Source organism: Methyloferula stellata AR4 (assembly GCF_000385335.1).
Lineage (GTDB): Bacteria > Pseudomonadota > Alphaproteobacteria > Rhizobiales > Beijerinckiaceae > Methyloferula > Methyloferula stellata.
Genome location: NZ_ARWA01000001.1, coordinates 2,054,427 through 2,069,531, shown reverse-complemented (window position 1 = coordinate 2,069,531; position 15,105 = coordinate 2,054,427). Strand labels below are relative to the sequence as shown.

The 15,105-nt window shown below is 60.2% G+C and carries 15 protein-coding genes; 2 read left to right on the top strand and 13 right to left on the bottom strand.

Going from position 1 to position 15,105, the window contains the following annotated elements; all coding sequences use genetic code 11:
* Window positions 1–12: 12 nt before the first annotated feature.
* The 5 genes from tgt to coaD all read right to left on the bottom strand — a co-directional run bounded on the left by tgt (window position 13) and on the right by coaD (window position 4,225).
* Complete coding sequence (tgt, locus tag A3OQ_RS0110235) at window positions 13–1,140, bottom strand: tRNA guanosine(34) transglycosylase Tgt (protein ID WP_020175294.1); 1,128 nt, start codon at window positions 1,138–1,140, stop codon at window positions 13–15.
* Complete coding sequence (queA, locus tag A3OQ_RS0110230; protein WP_020175293.1) at window positions 1,137–2,225, bottom strand: tRNA preQ1(34) S-adenosylmethionine ribosyltransferase-isomerase QueA; 1,089 nt, start codon at window positions 2,223–2,225, stop codon at window positions 1,137–1,139. Before queA ends, tgt begins: the two co-directional genes overlap by 4 nt.
* Window positions 2,226–2,411: 186 nt before the next feature.
* On the bottom strand, window positions 2,412–2,867 hold the full coding sequence (locus tag A3OQ_RS0110225; RefSeq protein ID WP_020175292.1) for a peptidylprolyl isomerase: 456 nt from the start codon (window positions 2,865–2,867) through the stop codon (window positions 2,412–2,414).
* Between the two features lie 176 nt (window positions 2,868–3,043).
* Entirely contained in the window at window positions 3,044–3,637 is a 594-nt protein-coding gene (locus tag A3OQ_RS0110220) for a peptidylprolyl isomerase (RefSeq protein ID WP_020175291.1), read from the bottom strand.
* An 87-nt stretch (window positions 3,638–3,724) separates the two neighbouring features.
* Window positions 3,725–4,225: a pantetheine-phosphate adenylyltransferase gene (coaD, locus tag A3OQ_RS0110215; RefSeq protein WP_020175290.1), complete on the bottom strand. Its 501-nt coding sequence runs from the start codon at window positions 4,223–4,225 to the stop codon at window positions 3,725–3,727.
* Between the two features lie 123 nt (window positions 4,226–4,348).
* On the opposite strand from coaD, the gene A3OQ_RS0110210 reads away from it, so the two are divergent.
* The gene (locus tag A3OQ_RS0110210; RefSeq protein WP_020175289.1) at window positions 4,349–5,242 is read left to right on the top strand and encodes a helix-turn-helix transcriptional regulator; all 894 of its coding nucleotides are present in this window, start codon (window positions 4,349–4,351) and stop codon (window positions 5,240–5,242) included.
* A 39-nt stretch (window positions 5,243–5,281) separates the two neighbouring features.
* Here A3OQ_RS0110210 and A3OQ_RS0110205 read toward each other — a convergent pair whose 3' ends face one another.
* The gene (locus A3OQ_RS0110205; RefSeq protein WP_020175288.1) at window positions 5,282–5,488 is read right to left on the bottom strand and encodes a TOBE domain-containing protein; all 207 of its coding nucleotides are present in this window, start codon (window positions 5,486–5,488) and stop codon (window positions 5,282–5,284) included.
* A gap of 139 nt (window positions 5,489–5,627) precedes the next feature.
* Between A3OQ_RS0110205 and A3OQ_RS21965 the strand changes: the two genes are divergently transcribed.
* A complete protein-coding gene (locus tag A3OQ_RS21965) occupies window positions 5,628–5,867 on the top strand; it encodes a hypothetical protein (protein ID WP_020175287.1) in 240 nt (79 codons plus the stop codon).
* Window positions 5,868–5,925: 58 nt separating this feature from the next.
* Here A3OQ_RS21965 and A3OQ_RS0110195 read toward each other — a convergent pair whose 3' ends face one another.
* The 7 genes from A3OQ_RS0110195 to A3OQ_RS0110165 form a co-directional block, all read right to left on the bottom strand.
* A complete protein-coding gene (locus A3OQ_RS0110195) occupies window positions 5,926–6,576 on the bottom strand; it encodes a class I SAM-dependent methyltransferase (protein WP_020175286.1) in 651 nt (216 codons plus the stop codon).
* A gap of 178 nt (window positions 6,577–6,754) precedes the next feature.
* Window positions 6,755–9,586: a DNA gyrase subunit A gene (gene gyrA, locus A3OQ_RS0110190; RefSeq protein WP_020175285.1), complete on the bottom strand. Its 2,832-nt coding sequence runs from the start codon at window positions 9,584–9,586 to the stop codon at window positions 6,755–6,757.
* Between the two features lie 163 nt (window positions 9,587–9,749).
* Window positions 9,750–10,304 (bottom strand): c-type cytochrome, encoded by a 555-nt coding sequence (locus tag A3OQ_RS0110185; RefSeq protein WP_020175284.1) that lies wholly within the window; start codon window positions 10,302–10,304, stop codon window positions 9,750–9,752.
* On the bottom strand, window positions 10,294–11,556 hold the full coding sequence (gene soxC / locus A3OQ_RS0110180) for a sulfite dehydrogenase (protein WP_020175283.1): 1,263 nt from the start codon (window positions 11,554–11,556) through the stop codon (window positions 10,294–10,296). The genes A3OQ_RS0110185 and soxC overlap by 11 nt, the downstream gene beginning before the upstream one ends.
* Window positions 11,557–11,766: 210 nt before the next feature.
* Window positions 11,767–12,852, bottom strand: coding sequence for an E22 family MetX-like putative esterase (locus tag A3OQ_RS0110175; RefSeq protein WP_020175282.1), 1,086 nt, complete (start codon window positions 12,850–12,852; stop codon window positions 11,767–11,769).
* Between the two features lie 163 nt (window positions 12,853–13,015).
* A complete protein-coding gene (gene ssb / locus A3OQ_RS0110170; RefSeq protein ID WP_020175281.1) occupies window positions 13,016–13,519 on the bottom strand; it encodes a single-stranded DNA-binding protein in 504 nt (167 codons plus the stop codon).
* 163 nt (window positions 13,520–13,682) lie between these two features.
* Window positions 13,683–15,002 (bottom strand): dicarboxylate/amino acid:cation symporter, encoded by a 1,320-nt coding sequence (locus A3OQ_RS0110165; protein WP_020175280.1) that lies wholly within the window; start codon window positions 15,000–15,002, stop codon window positions 13,683–13,685.
* Between the last annotated feature and the right edge of the window lie 103 nt (window positions 15,003–15,105).

The following is a 15,105-nucleotide window of genomic DNA, read 5'->3' as shown; positions in this document are numbered from 1 at the left end:
CCGTCACTTGCCTCATGGCTTGCCTTCGCCTTGCGCCCAGGCAGCCTTGGTCTCGGCGCGAAAACCGTCGAAACCTCCCGCGAGAATGGCCCCGCGCATCCCAGCCATCAGCTCCTGGTAATAGGAGAGATTGATCTCCGTCAGCAGCATCATGCCGAGGATCTCGCCCGCTTTGACGAGATGATGCAGATAGGCGCGGGAATAGATCCTGGCGGCCTCGCAGGCGGCCTGCGGATCGATAGGTGCCTTATCTGACGCGTGCTTGGCATTGCGCAGATTGATTCGCCCCGCGCGCGTATAGACGAGCCCATGGCGCCCTGCCCTCGTCGGCATGACGCAGTCGAACATATCGATGCCGCGCGCGACCGATTCCAACAGATCATCCGGGGCCCCGACACCCATGAGATAGCGCGGCTTCGCTTCCGGCAGATGCGGGACCACCGTCTCGATCATGGCGAGCATCACGGCCTGCGGTTCGCCGACGGCGAGGCCGCCGATCGCATTGCCGTCGAACTCCATCGAGGCCAGAGCCTTGGCGCTTTCGATGCGCAGAGGCGCATTGGCGCCGCCTTGTACGATACCAAAGAGCGCATGCCCCGACGCCTGATCGAAAGCGCGCTTCGAGCGCTCCGCCCAGCGCAAAGAGAGCCGCATGGCGCGTTCCACATCCGCGTCGGAACATGGCAGGCGCACGCATTCGTCGAGCTGCATCTGAATATCCGAGCCGAGAAGGCCCTGGATTTCGATCGCGCGTTCCGGCGTCAGCACATGGCGCGAGCCATCGATATGGGACTGGAAGGTCACGCCGGTCTCGTCGAGCTTGCGGAGCTTCGACAGCGACATAACCTGAAAACCGCCGGAATCGGTCAGGATCGGCCCCGGCCATTGCATGAATTCATGCAAACCGCCGAGCGCCGCGATCTGCTCGGCGCCCGGCCGCAGCATCAAATGATAGGTATTCGCCAGAACGATATCGGCGCCAAGCGCCTTCACCGCCTGCGGATGCATGGCTTTGACGGTCGCCGCCGTTCCGACCGGCATGAAGGCCGGCGTGCGGATTCCTCCGCGCGGCGTGGTGATGACGCCGGTTCGCGCTGCGCCCTGCGTGGCAGCAATGTCGAAGCTCAATCCGAGACTCATACGCCGGCCTCGGGAGCGCGATGCAGAAGGCAGGCGTCGCCATAGCTGTAGAAGCGGTAGTGCGACGCGATCGCGTGACTATAGGCGGAACGCATGACATCCAATCCGGAGAAAGCTGAGACCAGCATGAAAAGCGTCGAGCGCGGCAGATGGAAATTGGTCAAGAGCAGATCGACGGCGCGAAACTTATAGCCCGGCGTGATGAAGATCGAGGTGTCGCCTTTGAACGCTCTGACCTCGCCCGAGGGCGCGGCTGCGGATTCGAGAATACGCAGGCTGGTCGTGCCCGCGGCGACGATCCGCCCGCCCGCCGCGCGCACCTTGTTGAGCGTTTCGGCTGCCTCGGCGCTCACCTCGCCCCATTCGGCATGCATGCGGTGCTGCTCCGTATCCTCGGCCTTCACTGGCAGAAAGGTGCCGGCGCCGACATGCAGCGTCACCCGGCAGATATTGACGCCTTGCGCTTCGATCGCAGCGATGAGCGCCGGGGTAAAATGCAGGCTCGCCGTCGGTGCCGCCACCGCGCCGGAGCGCGCGGCGAACAAGGTTTGATAATCCTCGGCGTCGCGCGCGTCGATTGCGCGCTTTCCGGCAATATAAGGCGGAAGCGGCATCTGCCCGAAATGCTCGAGCGCTTCATCGAGCGCCGTACCTTCCAAGGAAAAGGCTAAGAGCACCTCGCCCTCGCCGGACTTTTCGCGTACTTCGGCATGAAGCGGCGCCGGATCGGCATCAGCGTTTGCCGTGAAGACGATCGTCTCGCCGATCTTCAATTTCTTCGCCGGTTTGACGAAGGCGCGCCAGCTCGAATCTGACTCGCGCTTGTGCAGCGTCACATGGATATGTGCTTCGGCCTCGCCCCGAAGACGCGTGCCTTCAAGGCTGGCCGGAATCACCCGTGTGTCATTGACGACGAGCACATCGCCTGCCTGAAGCAGGTTGCGCAGATTGGCGATCGTGCGGTCTTCGAGCATTGGGGCGGCGCTCGGCCGCACCACGAGAAGCCGCGCCGCATCGCGCGGTTCTGCCGGACGCAAGGCGATGCGGTCCGGCGGAAGCTTGAAATCGAAGAGGTCGACACGCATAGACGCGAAAAACGACTTAGCAGGCCGCGAGTCCTTCTCCCGCTTGCGGGAGAAGGTGCCGAATGAAATGAGGCGGATGAGGGTTCCTCCATCCCCAACCACCCCTCATCCGACCCCGCCTAACGGCGGGGCCACCTTCTCCCGCAGGCGGGAGAAGGGAGACGCCCCTTTTTGAGATGCAAAAGTTCAACTGATGGTCGCGCTGATGATCTTGTCGGGGTCCTTCACCGGCTCGCCCTTCTTGATCTTATCGACATTTTCCATGCCGGACGTGACCTTGCCCCAGACAGTATATTGCTTGTCGAGGAAGCGCGCATCGGTGAAGCAGATGAAGAATTGCGAATTGGCCGAGTTCGGGTCCTGCGCGCGCGCCATCGAGCAGGTGCCGCGCACATGCGGCTCGGCATTGAACTCCGCCGGAAGGTTCGGATATTTCGAGCCGCCGGTACCGGTGCCATAGGGGCAGCCCGTCTGCGCCATGAACCCGTCGATCACGCGATGGAACACGATGCCGTCGTAAAACTTTTCTCCGACGAGCTTCTTGATGTGCTCGACATGTTTAGGCGCGAGATCGGGCCGCATCTCGATCACCACGGGTCCTTGCGTGGTTTCGAGCGTCAGCGTGTTGCCGGGTTCCGCCATGGTATTCTCCTCGTCGATGGCTTCCAGAGAAGCACCGGATTGGTCCCGAAACGGGTTCCCGCTTTCGGGTCCGATGCCGTAAGTTGGCGCCTGCAATAAACGAATGGCCCCGGAAGGTAAACCGGAGCCATTTACCAGAGCGGCTGCAGGCAGCTTATGTCTTTCTTCGATTTGGCCTATTTCGCCTTGCCAGCGGGCGCCGCGTCCGTGGCGAGCTGCATCTTCACGATCTTGTCCGGGTTCGTGACGGTGCCGCTGCCGGCCGCGCCCTTCTTGATCTTATCGACTACGTCCATTCCGGAGACCACCTGACCGAAGACCGTATATTGGCCATTGAGAAAAGACGCGTCGTCGAAGCAGATGAAGAACTGAGAATTGGCCGAATTGGGATCGGACGAGCGAGCCATGCCGAGGGTGCCGCGCTTGAAGGGTTCTTTGGAAAACTCGGCTTTGAGATTGGGAAGATCGGAGCCGCCTGTGCCCGTGCCCGTCGGATCGCCGGTCTGCGCCATGAATCCAGCGATGACGCGATGGAAGACGATGCCATCATAGAAACCGCGCTTCGTCAGCGCCTTGATCTGCGCCACATGTTTGGGTGCAAGATCCGGCCGCAAAAGGATGGTGACACGGCCATCCTTCGTATCGAGATAGATCGTATTTTCCGGGTCGGGCGTCGCTGCCGGCGCCGCATCGAGTCGCTGTCCGAGAACGGTGAAAGCGCAGAAGCCTACGGCGAAAGCGGCCAAGACCGCGCGGCGATGAATGGTCATGAGAATCCTTCCCTATGTTTGCGGCGGTAAGCATGGTCCCGAGAAGTTGCAGACTTTTCGGATAAGATCATGCTTAAAAAAACCGCCTCAACTCTTCTTGAATTTGACGGCAAGCGCCTCGGCGACGCCTTTCGGTACAAAGCCCGACACATCGCCGCCAAGCGAGGCGATCTGCCGGACCAATGTCGCCGTAATGTGACGCACTGCAGAGGGGGCCGGTAAAAAGATCGTTTGGATCTCCGGCGCCATGGCCGCATTCATCCCGGCCATCTGCATTTCATAATCGAAATCGCCGCTGTCGCGCAGGCCGCGGATGAGATAATGCGCACCGGCCTCCCGCGCAGCATCGACCGCGAGACCCGCGAAGGTTCGAACCGACAGGCCGCAGGAGACTTTCGCCAGCGCATCGCCGCAGGCCTCCTTGATGAGGTTCGAGCGCTCCTCGGCCGAAAAAACCGGCGTCTTGCCAGGATGCACGCCGATCGCGATCACGAGCTGATCGCAAAAAGACGCCGCCGCCCTGACGACCTCGACATGGCCGTTGGTCAAGGGATCGAACGTACCGGTATAGAGGGCGATGCGGGGCATTGATCCTTCCTTAAAGAAGCTCCGGCGCAAGCGCAAATCTGGGGACGCGCCTTGGCCGGTGTATAAAGAGCCTCGTTTTTATGCAAATTCATGTTATTTTTCCGGAAATTCCGGAAAAAACACATGACCGAATATCTGACGACCCGCGAACTTGCCGCGATGCTCCGCGTCAAAGAACGCAAGGTCTATGATCTCGTGGCGACGGGGACGCTTCCGGTCCACCGCGTCACCGGCAAGCTTTTATTTCCGAAGCTGGAGATCGAGGAATGGATCGTCACCAACGGAGCCGCCGCAAAGCCCGATCAGAGCCAACGCAGCAAGCAGGTTTCCCCGGAAGCCGCGGTCATTATCGGTGGACATGACCCCTTGCTTGAATGGGCCTTGCGCGCATCCCATTCCGGCATTGCGAGCTTCATGGACGGCGCCGTCGACGGATTGCAGCGCTGGTCGGATCATCATTACCTCGCCGTCGGCTTGCATATTCCCGAGCCCGGCGGGGGATGGAACGTCGCATCGGTCAGCGGCGAATATGGCGATCAGCCGGTGGTCCTCATCGAATGGGCGAAGCGTAAACGCGGGCTGATCTACAGAGCCGACCTTCATCGCGCAATCGATTCCTTCAAGGCGATTGGCAAATTGCGATTTCAATCGCGCCAAGCGGAATCGGGCAGCGAATTGGTGCTTGCGCGTTTATTGGAGCGCGAGGGTTTGAAAAGAACAGCGCTGAATTGCGTCGATGCGGTCGAACGGTCCGAAATGGATCTCGCCATGGCCATTGCTGCCGGTAAGGCCGACGTCGGCCTCGGCATCGAGGCGAGCGCCCGTCAATTTCAGCTTGAGTTCAAGGAACTGATCGAAGAGCGCTTCGATCTTTTGATCTGGCGGAAAGCCTATTTCGATCCGGCGTTCCAAAAGCTGATCCGCTTTTGCGCCGGCGACGCGTTCAAGACGCGGGCGCGCGAACTCGGCGGCTATGACATAGCCGGGCTCGGTACCGTCCATTTCAACGGTCCCTAACCTTTAAGAGAGTTGCCGGTCACAAAGACCAGCGGTTGCTTAATCCGCAGCCACCATGACATCGGAAGATTTGATGATCGTCTTGACCTTCAATCCAGCCTTCAGGCCCAATTCGTCGACGGCTTCATTTGTGATCGAAGAGGTGAAGGTCACGCCTTTCACATCGACGATAACATGCGAAGTCGTCGAGCCTCTGTGGACCTCTTTGATTGTCCCCTCGAACACATTGCGCGCCGAAATTTTCATGTCTCAAATCTCCCCGACCTTCAGGCGTTGAAGATACTCTGCTTCGAACAATATGCGAAACGCCGGAATTTGCATGCACGTTTTCCGGCGCGCGCGAAACGAGCTCCCTGTTTTAAATTCGGTCGTGAAAGGACTAAAAATGAGCGCGGTCTGGAATATTGAAGAGGCGCAGAGTCAACTGCCGCAATTGATCGATCATGCCCTCACGATCGGACCGCAATCGATAGCCCGCGATGGAGATCGGCTTGTTATTGTCGTCGCGTCGCATGAATGGGACGGCATGGTTCAAAGAGAGTCCGATACCGCAGCTTTAGGCCAGAGATTGCAGGGCATCAATCAGCCGCAGGCGGGCAGTTTAAAAAGCTACATCTGCGGTTGAGAGGAAATCGGATCGCCTTGCAACCCTGCTAGGCCTCAAAGCCCGCGATCGTTCGAGATCAGGCGGTCCGCCCGATCACGGCCCAGAGCGGATCGATGCCCTTTTGCCCCGGCTCGACCAGCGCGCGGGTCTCGACCTGCGCGAAGCCCGCATGTTCGAGATAAAGCGTCACGAGCTTCGCATGGTCTTCGTCCCGCAACGCCTGCCAGACCGCGACCGCCTTCGTCGGAAAGCACCGGTTCGAGAAGGTGATCGACACCAAGCCGCCAGGCTTCAACACGCGCACAAGATCGCGCAACACGGCGACGGGCTTCTGCAAATATTGGATCGAGACGCAAATTGCCGCCGCGTCGACGCTTTGGGCTTCGAGCGGCAGGACCTGATTTTCGTTGAGATTTTGAACGAAGAACCGCTTGAGCCGCGGATTGGCCTTCAATTCCATCGCGTTCATGCCATGACCGATGACTTCGCCATAGGCGACGTCGGGCGGCAAATGGCTGATCCAAGACGACATGAGATCGAGGATCACCCCGCCCGCCGGCAAGACATCGTGATAAAGCGCGGTGACGGCTTCGACCGCATTGCCGTCAATATGAGCGACGAAACGCGGCGCCGCATAGAAGAGCTGATCCGGCGACGGGTCTTCTTTCAGAAAGGCATCGGCCGGCAGGCCGGGCAGTTGTTCGTCGGTTGCATCACTATCAGCCATCGATCCCAAACTCTGCCAGATGTCTTCAGGCGAATTATCGAACGCCTGACGCCCTCGTGCTTCGAGACGGCGCTTTCAGCGCCTCCTCAGCATGAGGGCTTGGGAAGGTTGCCCTCATCCTGAGGAGCGAGCGCAGCTCGCGTCTCGAAGGAGAGGGCAACACAGTTTGTATAGACGTCTAGCCCGGTTCGTCCGTGCCGGGATCTGACTCATCCGGACCCGCGTCCGGTGCAGGCTCGTCAGGCCCGGCCTCGTCGGGTCCTCTCTCAGGCTCGTCGCCGCCGCCGCGCTCTTCCTCGGTGATGCACTCGACCGAGACGACCTCTTCGTCCTCTGCCGTATCGAAGACGATGACGCCTTGCGTGCCACGCCCGGCGACGCGGATGCCCTCGACCGGACAGCGGATCAATTGGCCGCCATTCGTCACCAGCATGATCTCGTCGCCCTCCTCGACCGGCATGGAGGCGACAAGCTTGCCGTTGCGTGTATTGACGGCCATCGCGACAATGCCTTTGCCGCCGCGCCCGGTAACACGATATTCGAAAGACGATGTGCGCTTGCCATATCCATTGGCCGAAATCGTCAGAATCACCTGCTCGGCTTCCGACAATTGCGCGAGCCGCTCGACGGAAAGGCTTGCTGCCTGCACGGGCTCGGCCTCAGCGCCTTCCGACGCCACATCGTCGGGCACGACTTCGAGGGCCGTATCCCCCGACGGTTCACCGGCAACGGCACGCCTGTTTTTCAGGTAGGCGAGACGCTCGCCCGCGTCGACATCGATATGGCGCAGGATCGCAAGCGAAATCACCCTGTCGCCTTCGGCAAGCGCGATGCCGCGCACGCCCATCGAATCGCGACCCTTGAAAACACGGACGTCAGTCACAGCGAAACGAATGCACTGACCGTTCGCCGTTGTCAGCAGAACATCCTTGTCTTCCGTGCAGATCTGCACGTCGACGATTTCCTCGCCCTCGTCGATGCGCATAGCTATCTTGCCGGCGCGGTTCACCTGAGCGAAATCGGAGAGCTTGTTGCGTCTCACCGTGCCGCGTGTCGTGGCGAACATCACGTCGAGCGTTTCCCACTTCGTCTCGTCTTCCGGCAAAGGCATGATGGTCGTGATTCGCTCGCCCTGTTCGAGCGGCAGAATATTGACGAGCGCTTTGCCGCGCGCCGTCGGCGCCGACAGCGGCAGGCGCCAGACCTTTTCTTTGTAGACTTGCCCATGTGAGGAAAAGAACAGCACCGGCGTATGGGTTGAGGCCACGAAAAGCCGCGCGACGAAATCCTCGTCCTTCGTCTGCATACCGGAGCGGCCCTTGCCGCCGCGCCTTTGCGCCCGATAGGTCGAAAGCGGCACGCGTTTCACATAGCCGGCATGCGAGACGGTGACGACCATATCCTCGCGCTGGATCAGATCTTCGTCCTCAACACCGGCGTCGCTGTCGAGAATGATGCTTCGCCGTGGCGTCGCATGGGCGGTTTTGATCTCGGTCAGCTCATCTTTGATGATGCCGAAGAGCCGCGTGCGCGAGCGCAGGATGTCGAGATAATCGGCGATCTCGCCTGCGAGCTTGTTCAAGCTCTCGGCAATCTCCTCGCGGCCGAGCGCGGTCAGACGCTGCAGCCGCAGTTCGAGGATCGCGCGCGCCTGCGCCTCCGACAGACGGCAAGTGCCGTTTTCGGTCAAGACATGGCGCGGGTCGGCGATGAGCAAGACGAGCGGCGCCATGTCATGCGCCGGCCAATCGCGCGCCATCAAGGCCTCGCGCGCCGCCGCCGCATCGGCGGAGGTGCGAATGAGGCGGATCACCTCATCTATATTGGCGACGGCGATGGCAAGACCGACTTGCAGATGCGCCGCGTCGCGCGCTTTTCCAAGAAGGTGCCGGATACGCCGCGTCACGACCTCTTCGCGGAAGTCGACGAAAGCGCGCAGGAAATCCTTGAGGTTCAAGACCTCCGGGCGGCCGCCGTTCAGCGCGATCATATTGGCGGGAAAACTCGATTGCAGCGAGGTGAACCGCCAAAGCTGATTGAGCACGACATCGGCGACGGCATCGCGCTTCAATTCGATGACGATGCGCATGCCGTCGCGATCGGATTCGTCGCGCAGATCGGAAATGCCCTCGACCTTCTTCTCGCGTACGAGTTCGGCGATCTTTTCGATCAGCGTCGCCTTGTTCACCTGATAGGGGATCTCGGTGACGATGAGCGCCTCGCGCTCCTTGCGCATTTCCTCGATCTCGACCTTCGCGCGGGTGAGAATGGATCCGCGGCCCGTCAAATAGGCCGAACGGATTCCGGCGCGACCCAAAATGCTGCCGCCGGTCGGAAAATCCGGCCCCGGCACGATCTGCATCAGCTCTTCGATCGTCATCTCGGGCCGATCGATCAGCGCGAGGCACGCATCAATGACTTCGCCCAGATTATGCGGCGGAATATTCGTCGCCATGCCGACGGCGATGCCGCCCGCGCCATTGACGAGAAGATTGGGAAAACGGGCTGGCAGAACGACGGGTTCGTGTTCCTTGCCGTCATAGTTCGGCTGGAAATCGACCGTGTCATTGTCGATATCTTCGAGCAGCGCCATCGCCGGGCGGGCAAGACGCGCCTCGGTGTAACGCATGGCGGCCGGCGGATCGCCATCGACCGAGCCGAAATTGCCCTGCCCGTCGATCAAGGGCAGCCGCATCGAAAAGAGCTGCGCCATGCGCACCAGCGCATCATAGATCGCCTGGTCGCCGTGCGGATGATATTTGCCCATCGTGTCGCCGACGATGCGCGAACATTTCACATGCGGCCGGTCGGGCGTGTGATTGTTCTCATGCATCGAAAACAGAATGCGGCGATGCACGGGCTTCAAGCCGTCGCGCACGTCGGGCAGCGCACGGCTGACGATCACGCTCATCGCATAATCGAGATAGCTGCGGCGCATTTCGTCGGAAATGGAAACGGGGCGAACGTCGGAACCGGGCGGTCCGGCGCCATTCTCGTCGTTATCGGCCAAGGCGGGTCAATCCAAAGCTGCGGGGTATTACCCAACATATAATCTATCGGGCCGCCGATAGCCAGTTACGAGCCGTCAAACAGCTATAAAAACACCCCGTATTTCCAACCACTTACGCGACCATCCCAGAATGTGCACAGGCTGTTGAAGATGCCGCATTTTTTTACTTCTGAACGGCCTCCCCGTGCTGCCAATCGGCAGGCTTGAAACCGTCGCGGTTCGGCATGCGAACCTCCGGCAAAGTTCGCGCATCGAGCACGGCATTGTCAGGCACGATCTTGTTCAGCGAGAGCAGATAAGCTGTGACCGCATAGACCTCGTCATTCGAGAGCGATTGCGGCGCGTTGAAAGGCATGGCGCGGCGGATATAGTCATAGAGGGTGGTCGCATAAGGCCAATAGCTGCCAATGGTCTTCACCGGCTTTGCGCTCTTGAGCGTGCCCTGGCCGCCGACGAGCACCGCCCCGGTCGGCACGGCCGTTTCGCCCTTCTCTCCATGGCAGGACGCGCAGGTTGTTGCGAAGATCTTGGCGCCGTCCTGTACGCTGCCATGGCCGGGCGGCAGGCCCTGGCCGTCGGGGCGCACATCGATATCGAAGGCCGCGATTTCGGCCGGCGTCGGCGCGCGGCCGAAGCCAAAGCGCGCCGGCTCGCCTTGCACCGGCAGCGTAACGAGAATGGCAGCAAGGATCATCGCAGCGCGCGGATCACACAGCATAGGACAAGGCCCCGCTCGGTTCGATGCGCCACGTGTGGATCGCATTATAATGATAGTAGAAGTTGGTCCCGAGCTTGGCGACGAGTGCATCATGCGTCGGCTGCACATTGCCGAACTCGTCCGTCGCCCGGCTCTGCAGCAGAGCTTCGCGGCCGTCCCAGGTCCAGGGTAAGCGAAAGCGCGTCAGGCATTTGTTGAGGACGGGCTCCTGCAATTGCGCCGCGCGCCATGTCGCCCCGCCATCGGTCGAGACATCGACGCGGCTGATCCGGCCGCGGCCCGACCAGGCGAGGCCGGAAATTTCGTGAAAGCCCGGATCGCGCAATTGCTGCCCGCCCGATGGATACGTGATGACCGATTTCACCTCCATGACGAAATTGAAGCTCGTTGCCGTGCCATCCGGCAACAGGCCCGTATATTTCGAGGTTTCTTCGCGTGTAAAAAAGGGCTGATCCCCAACCTTCAAGCGGCGCAGCCATTTGACGCTCATATTGCCCTCAAAACCGGGCAAGAAGAGCCGCAGCGGATAGCCCTGCTCCGGCCGTAGCCGCTCGCCATTTTGCGCATAGGCGAGGATCGCATCGTCGAGCGCCTTTTCGACCGGGATGGAGCGCGTCATGGCGGAGGCATCGGCGCCTTCGGCCAGAAGCCATTTGGCTTGCGGCTTCAAGCCCGCCTCGGCGAGCACGGTCGAGAGCGGCACGCCGGTCCATTCCGCGCAGCTCAAAAGCCCGTGCGAATCCTGCGCGGTCCATTCCTTCTTGGCATTGGCCCAGCCCTGCGTATTGCCGGAACATTCGAGGAAATAGGTGCGCGAAACGGAGGGATAGCGGGCGATGTCCGCCATCGACAGGCTCAACGGACGCTCGACGAGCCCATGGATCAAAAGCCGATGCTGGTCGGGATCGATCGCCGGCACGCCGGCATGATGACGCTCATAGTGGAGACCATTGGGCGTGATGATGCCATGCAGATCCTGCAAGGGCGTGTCGCTATAGGCAGCGCTCGGAAAAGGAAAGTTCATTCCCCCGCGCGTCCGCCGCACGACATCCTTTTCGAAGGGCGAAGGCACGCCATAGGGCGGCGTTTCGATCGGCGCGCCTTGCACCTTCGTCCATTCGGGAATCTTGGACGAATCCGCGGTGTCGGCGCGGCTTCCGCCGCCTGCGAGAAATCCGCCCGCAAGGGCGGCCGCACCCGCGACAAGCCTTCTGCGGCCCGGATCGACGGGCTCCGATTTTTCTTCGATCAAAACAGCCTCTCCTCGAATTTGGCTGGTTAACGCAAGATCGCGCAGCAGGTCCCACTCACATTTGCGGGATATCTATATAGTTAGTCCATTGAATAAATATATTTTTAAAAAAGCAAGAGCCAAACTGCCCAATCGGGCGTCAGGCGGCCCATGCCGGGATTGCTCTATCTCTTTGTTTGAGCGTGGGATCGTCCCAAAGGAGCCGATGCTCTATCGCGCCAAAAATTCCGCGATCTTGGCGCCCAGGGGCGCCAGCGCCGCCAATCCGTTGAGATGACCGTAAGGCCCGAGGATCTCGGCCGTCTCCACAATGGCATGGCCCTGCACGATAGCGGCCGCCGTCGCCAAGACGTGTTCTTGTCGGAACACCTGGTCTGTCGGCGTATAGAGCAGCAAGGTCCGGGCTTTGATCGCCGCGAGATCGGCCGAAAAGGTCTGGTTCGCCTTGACGAGATAGAGAAGATGATTGGCGTCGGAGACGGCAGCCCGGGCCGCAGCCAGATCGGCAATCGCAGCTTCGACCTTGAACCTATTTGCAAGATCGGCCCCAGGATCAGCCCCCTCGACGGCAAAAGCGCGGCCGAATTGTGCATCGGCCCAAAGCCAATGATTGGCTTGAAGCGTGACCAATCGCAGAGCCAGCGTAAGACCTTTGACAGGTTGCGCGTCGGGCGCATAGGCGCCGTTCTTCCAGGCTGGATCGGCATAGATCGGCGCGGCCCAAAGGCCGAGCCAGGCGGTGAGCCACGCGTCGATCACACCTGCGCAAATCACCGGGACGATGCGCTCCATCATGTCGGGGAAAGACGAAGCCCAGCACAATGTCTGCAAGCCGCCCATGGACGGCCCCATCACGGCATGCAGTTTTTTAATGCCGAGATGATCGACAAGTTCTTTCTGTACGCCGACGAAATCGCGGATCGAGACCAGCGGAAAAGAGAGCCCATAAGGCTTGCCCGTATCGGGATCGAGGCTCGCCGGACCCGTCGTCACGACATTCTTGTCGCGCGCATTGAGATTGACGAGCGTATCGGACGAAAAGACGAAATAGCGATCGGTGTCGATCGCTTTGCCCGGGCCGATCAGATCGTCCCAATAGCCGGGCAGCGCGTCTTCTTCCGCATATTTGCCGGCGGCGTGGCTGGTGCCGGAAAAATAATGCGCGATCAGAATAGCGTTCGATTTATCGGCATTGAGCGTGCCGTAGCTTTCCCAGCCGACGCAGAGATTCTTAATGAGCCTCCCGCTTTGGGTCTGGAAGCTCGGAAGCTCGAAGGTTTTTTTCTGGACGATCATGCTCAAACACGATTTCGAGCGCCCTCGTCCTTCGAGACGCATGCTGCGCACGCTCCTCAGGATGAGGGCTAAGCAGCTGATCACAAAGCCGTCATGCAGAGGAGCGCTTCCTTAGAAGCGCGTCTCGAAGCACGAGCGCTTCCCACCAAACTTTAGCAAGCGACTAGAACGGGATATCGTCGTCGATCACATCGGCCATGCGGCCCGACCCTGCGGCCGCCGGGCGCTTCTCCATCGGAGACTGACGGCCAAAGCTCCCGCCGCCCGAGGATTCGTAGGAGCCGGAATCTCCATCCGACATGTCGCCGCCCCGGCCGCGGCTGTCGAGCAGAGTGAGTTCGCCGCGGAAGCGCTGCAAGACAACTTCCGTCACCTTGCGCGGATTGCCGTCCTTGTCCTGATATTCCCTCGTCTGCAATTGGCCTTCGAGATAGACCTTCGAGCCCTTCTTGCAATATTGCTCGGCGATCTTGCCGAGGTTCTCGTTGAAGATCACGACATTATGCCATTCGGTGCGCTCCTTGCGCTCGCCCGACATTTTGTCCCGCCAGGATTCCGTCGTCGCCACGCTGAAGCTCACGACCGAATCCCCCGAATTCATCCGCCGCACTTCCGGATCGCGTCCGAGATTGCCGACGAGAATGACCTTGTTGACGCTTCCGGCCATGACGCTCTCCTCATACTTGAAACTGACATCTTGATATTGACCTTAGACCCGCGCGCCGCCAGGGGCAGCACCGCAATCCAGCCATCCACTAAAGAATAATGTTCTTTATTTGTTCTTAAAGCCTGCTCGCGCTGAAAGCAAGCCTTCCGCGCGGTTTTCCGGCCTATTCGGCGGCGTGCGCGGCTTCCGGTTCCGGGCCGTGGGCGTCGAGTTCGCGCTTTAAAGTGGCGCGGTCGAGTTCATTTTCCCAGCCGGCGACGACGACGGTCGCGACACCATTGCCGATAATATTCGTCAGGGCCCGGTTTTCGCTCATGAATTTATCGATGCCGAGTACGATCGCCATGCCCGGCACGAGTGCCGGATTGATCACTGAAAGCGTCGCCGCAAGCGTGATGAAGCCCGCGCCGGTCACGCCGCTTGCCCCCTTCGAAGCCAGCATGGCGACGACGATGATCGTCAATTGCTGCTCAAGGTCGAGCGGAAAGCCCAGCGCCTGGGCGATGAACAGCGTCGTCAATGTCATATAGATATTGGTGCCGTCGAGATTGAAGGAATAGCCGGTCGGCACCACAAGCCCGACGACGGGTTTCGAACAGCCGAGCTTCTCCAGTTTCCGCATGAGTTGCGGCAACGCGCTTTCCGACGAGCTCGTGCCCAGCACGATCAGAAGCTCATCCTTGATGTAGCGCAGAAACTTCAAGATGTTGAAGCCGGCCAAGGCGGCGATGGTCCCGAGGACCACAAGGATGAAGATCGCCGACGCAGCATAGAACGTCAGGATGAGGCCTGCGAGATTCCAGAGCGCCTCGTGCCCGTATCTGCCGACCGTGTAAGCCATGGCGCCAAAGGCGCCGATGGGAGCGGCCTTCATCACGATATTGATGACACCGAAGACGGCCTGGGTCAGATCGTCGATCACCGAGCGCAGTTTTTCGACGCGGTCGCCGAGCGCCAGCATTGCAAAGCCGAAAAGCACCGAGAACAGCAAAACCTGCAGAATCTCGCCCTTGGCGAAGCCGCCGACGACGCTGTCGGGAATGATGTTCAAGACGAAGTCGACGGTCTTTTGCGCCTCGGCCTGTTTGGTGAAAGCGGCGACTGCCTCGGCGTTGCCCTGGCCGGAAAAGCCGGCGCCCGGCTTGACGACATTGCCGATAACGAGCCCGATCAACAGGGCCGCGGTGGAAACGACTTCAAAATAGAGCAGCGCCTTGACGCCGACGCGCCCGACCTTCTTGGCGTCGGAGACATGCGCAATGCCGGAGACCACCGTGCAGAAGATGATCGGCGCGATGACCATCTTGATGAGTTTGACGAATCCGTCGCCGAGCGCCTTGATCCAGTCATTGGTCGCAAAATGCGGGAACAGCCAGCCGACAATGGTGCCCAGCACGATGGCAAACAGGACCTGCACATAGAGGACCTGATAGAACGGCTTAGCCGGCCGTCGTATCAGGGCCTCCGGCGAAATTGCGACCATGGCGTTTCCCTACCGCTCTTGATTTGCTGCATTATTCTGAAGGGGATTTTAAGGCTTCGCAAGGCGTCCAAATGGACCAGATTCACGATTTCCGCGCCGAAAC

Bases quoted from the DNA above. Each gene is read 5' to 3' on its own strand.
- A3OQ_RS0110165 (WP_020175280.1), bottom strand. From the start codon at position 15,002: ATGGTCGCAATTTCGCCGGAGGCCCTGATACGACGGCCGGCTAAGCCG.
- A3OQ_RS0110205 (WP_020175288.1), bottom strand. From the start codon at position 5,488: ATGAAAATTTCGGCGCGCAATGTGTTCGAGGGGACAATCAAAGAGGTC.
- A3OQ_RS0110220 (WP_020175291.1), bottom strand. From the start codon at position 3,637: ATGACCATTCATCGCCGCGCGGTCTTGGCCGCTTTCGCCGTAGGCTTC.
- coaD (WP_020175290.1), bottom strand. From the start codon at position 4,225: ATGCCCCGCATCGCCCTCTATACCGGTACGTTCGATCCCTTGACCAAC.
- A3OQ_RS0110185 (WP_020175284.1), bottom strand. From the start codon at position 10,304: ATGCTGTGTGATCCGCGCGCTGCGATGATCCTTGCTGCCATTCTCGTT.
- A3OQ_RS0110210 (WP_020175289.1), top strand. From the start codon at position 4,349: ATGACCGAATATCTGACGACCCGCGAACTTGCCGCGATGCTCCGCGTC.
- queA (WP_020175293.1), bottom strand. From the start codon at position 2,225: ATGCGTGTCGACCTCTTCGATTTCAAGCTTCCGCCGGACCGCATCGCC.
- ssb (WP_020175281.1), bottom strand. From the start codon at position 13,519: ATGGCCGGAAGCGTCAACAAGGTCATTCTCGTCGGCAATCTCGGACGC.
- A3OQ_RS21965 (WP_020175287.1), top strand. From the start codon at position 5,628: ATGAGCGCGGTCTGGAATATTGAAGAGGCGCAGAGTCAACTGCCGCAA.
- A3OQ_RS0110175 (WP_020175282.1), bottom strand. From the start codon at position 12,852: ATGATCGTCCAGAAAAAAACCTTCGAGCTTCCGAGCTTCCAGACCCAA.
- A3OQ_RS0110225 (WP_020175292.1), bottom strand. From the start codon at position 2,867: ATGGCGGAACCCGGCAACACGCTGACGCTCGAAACCACGCAAGGACCC.
- A3OQ_RS0110195 (WP_020175286.1), bottom strand. From the start codon at position 6,576: ATGGCTGATAGTGATGCAACCGACGAACAACTGCCCGGCCTGCCGGCC.
- tgt (WP_020175294.1), bottom strand. From the start codon at position 1,140: ATGAGTCTCGGATTGAGCTTCGACATTGCTGCCACGCAGGGCGCAGCG.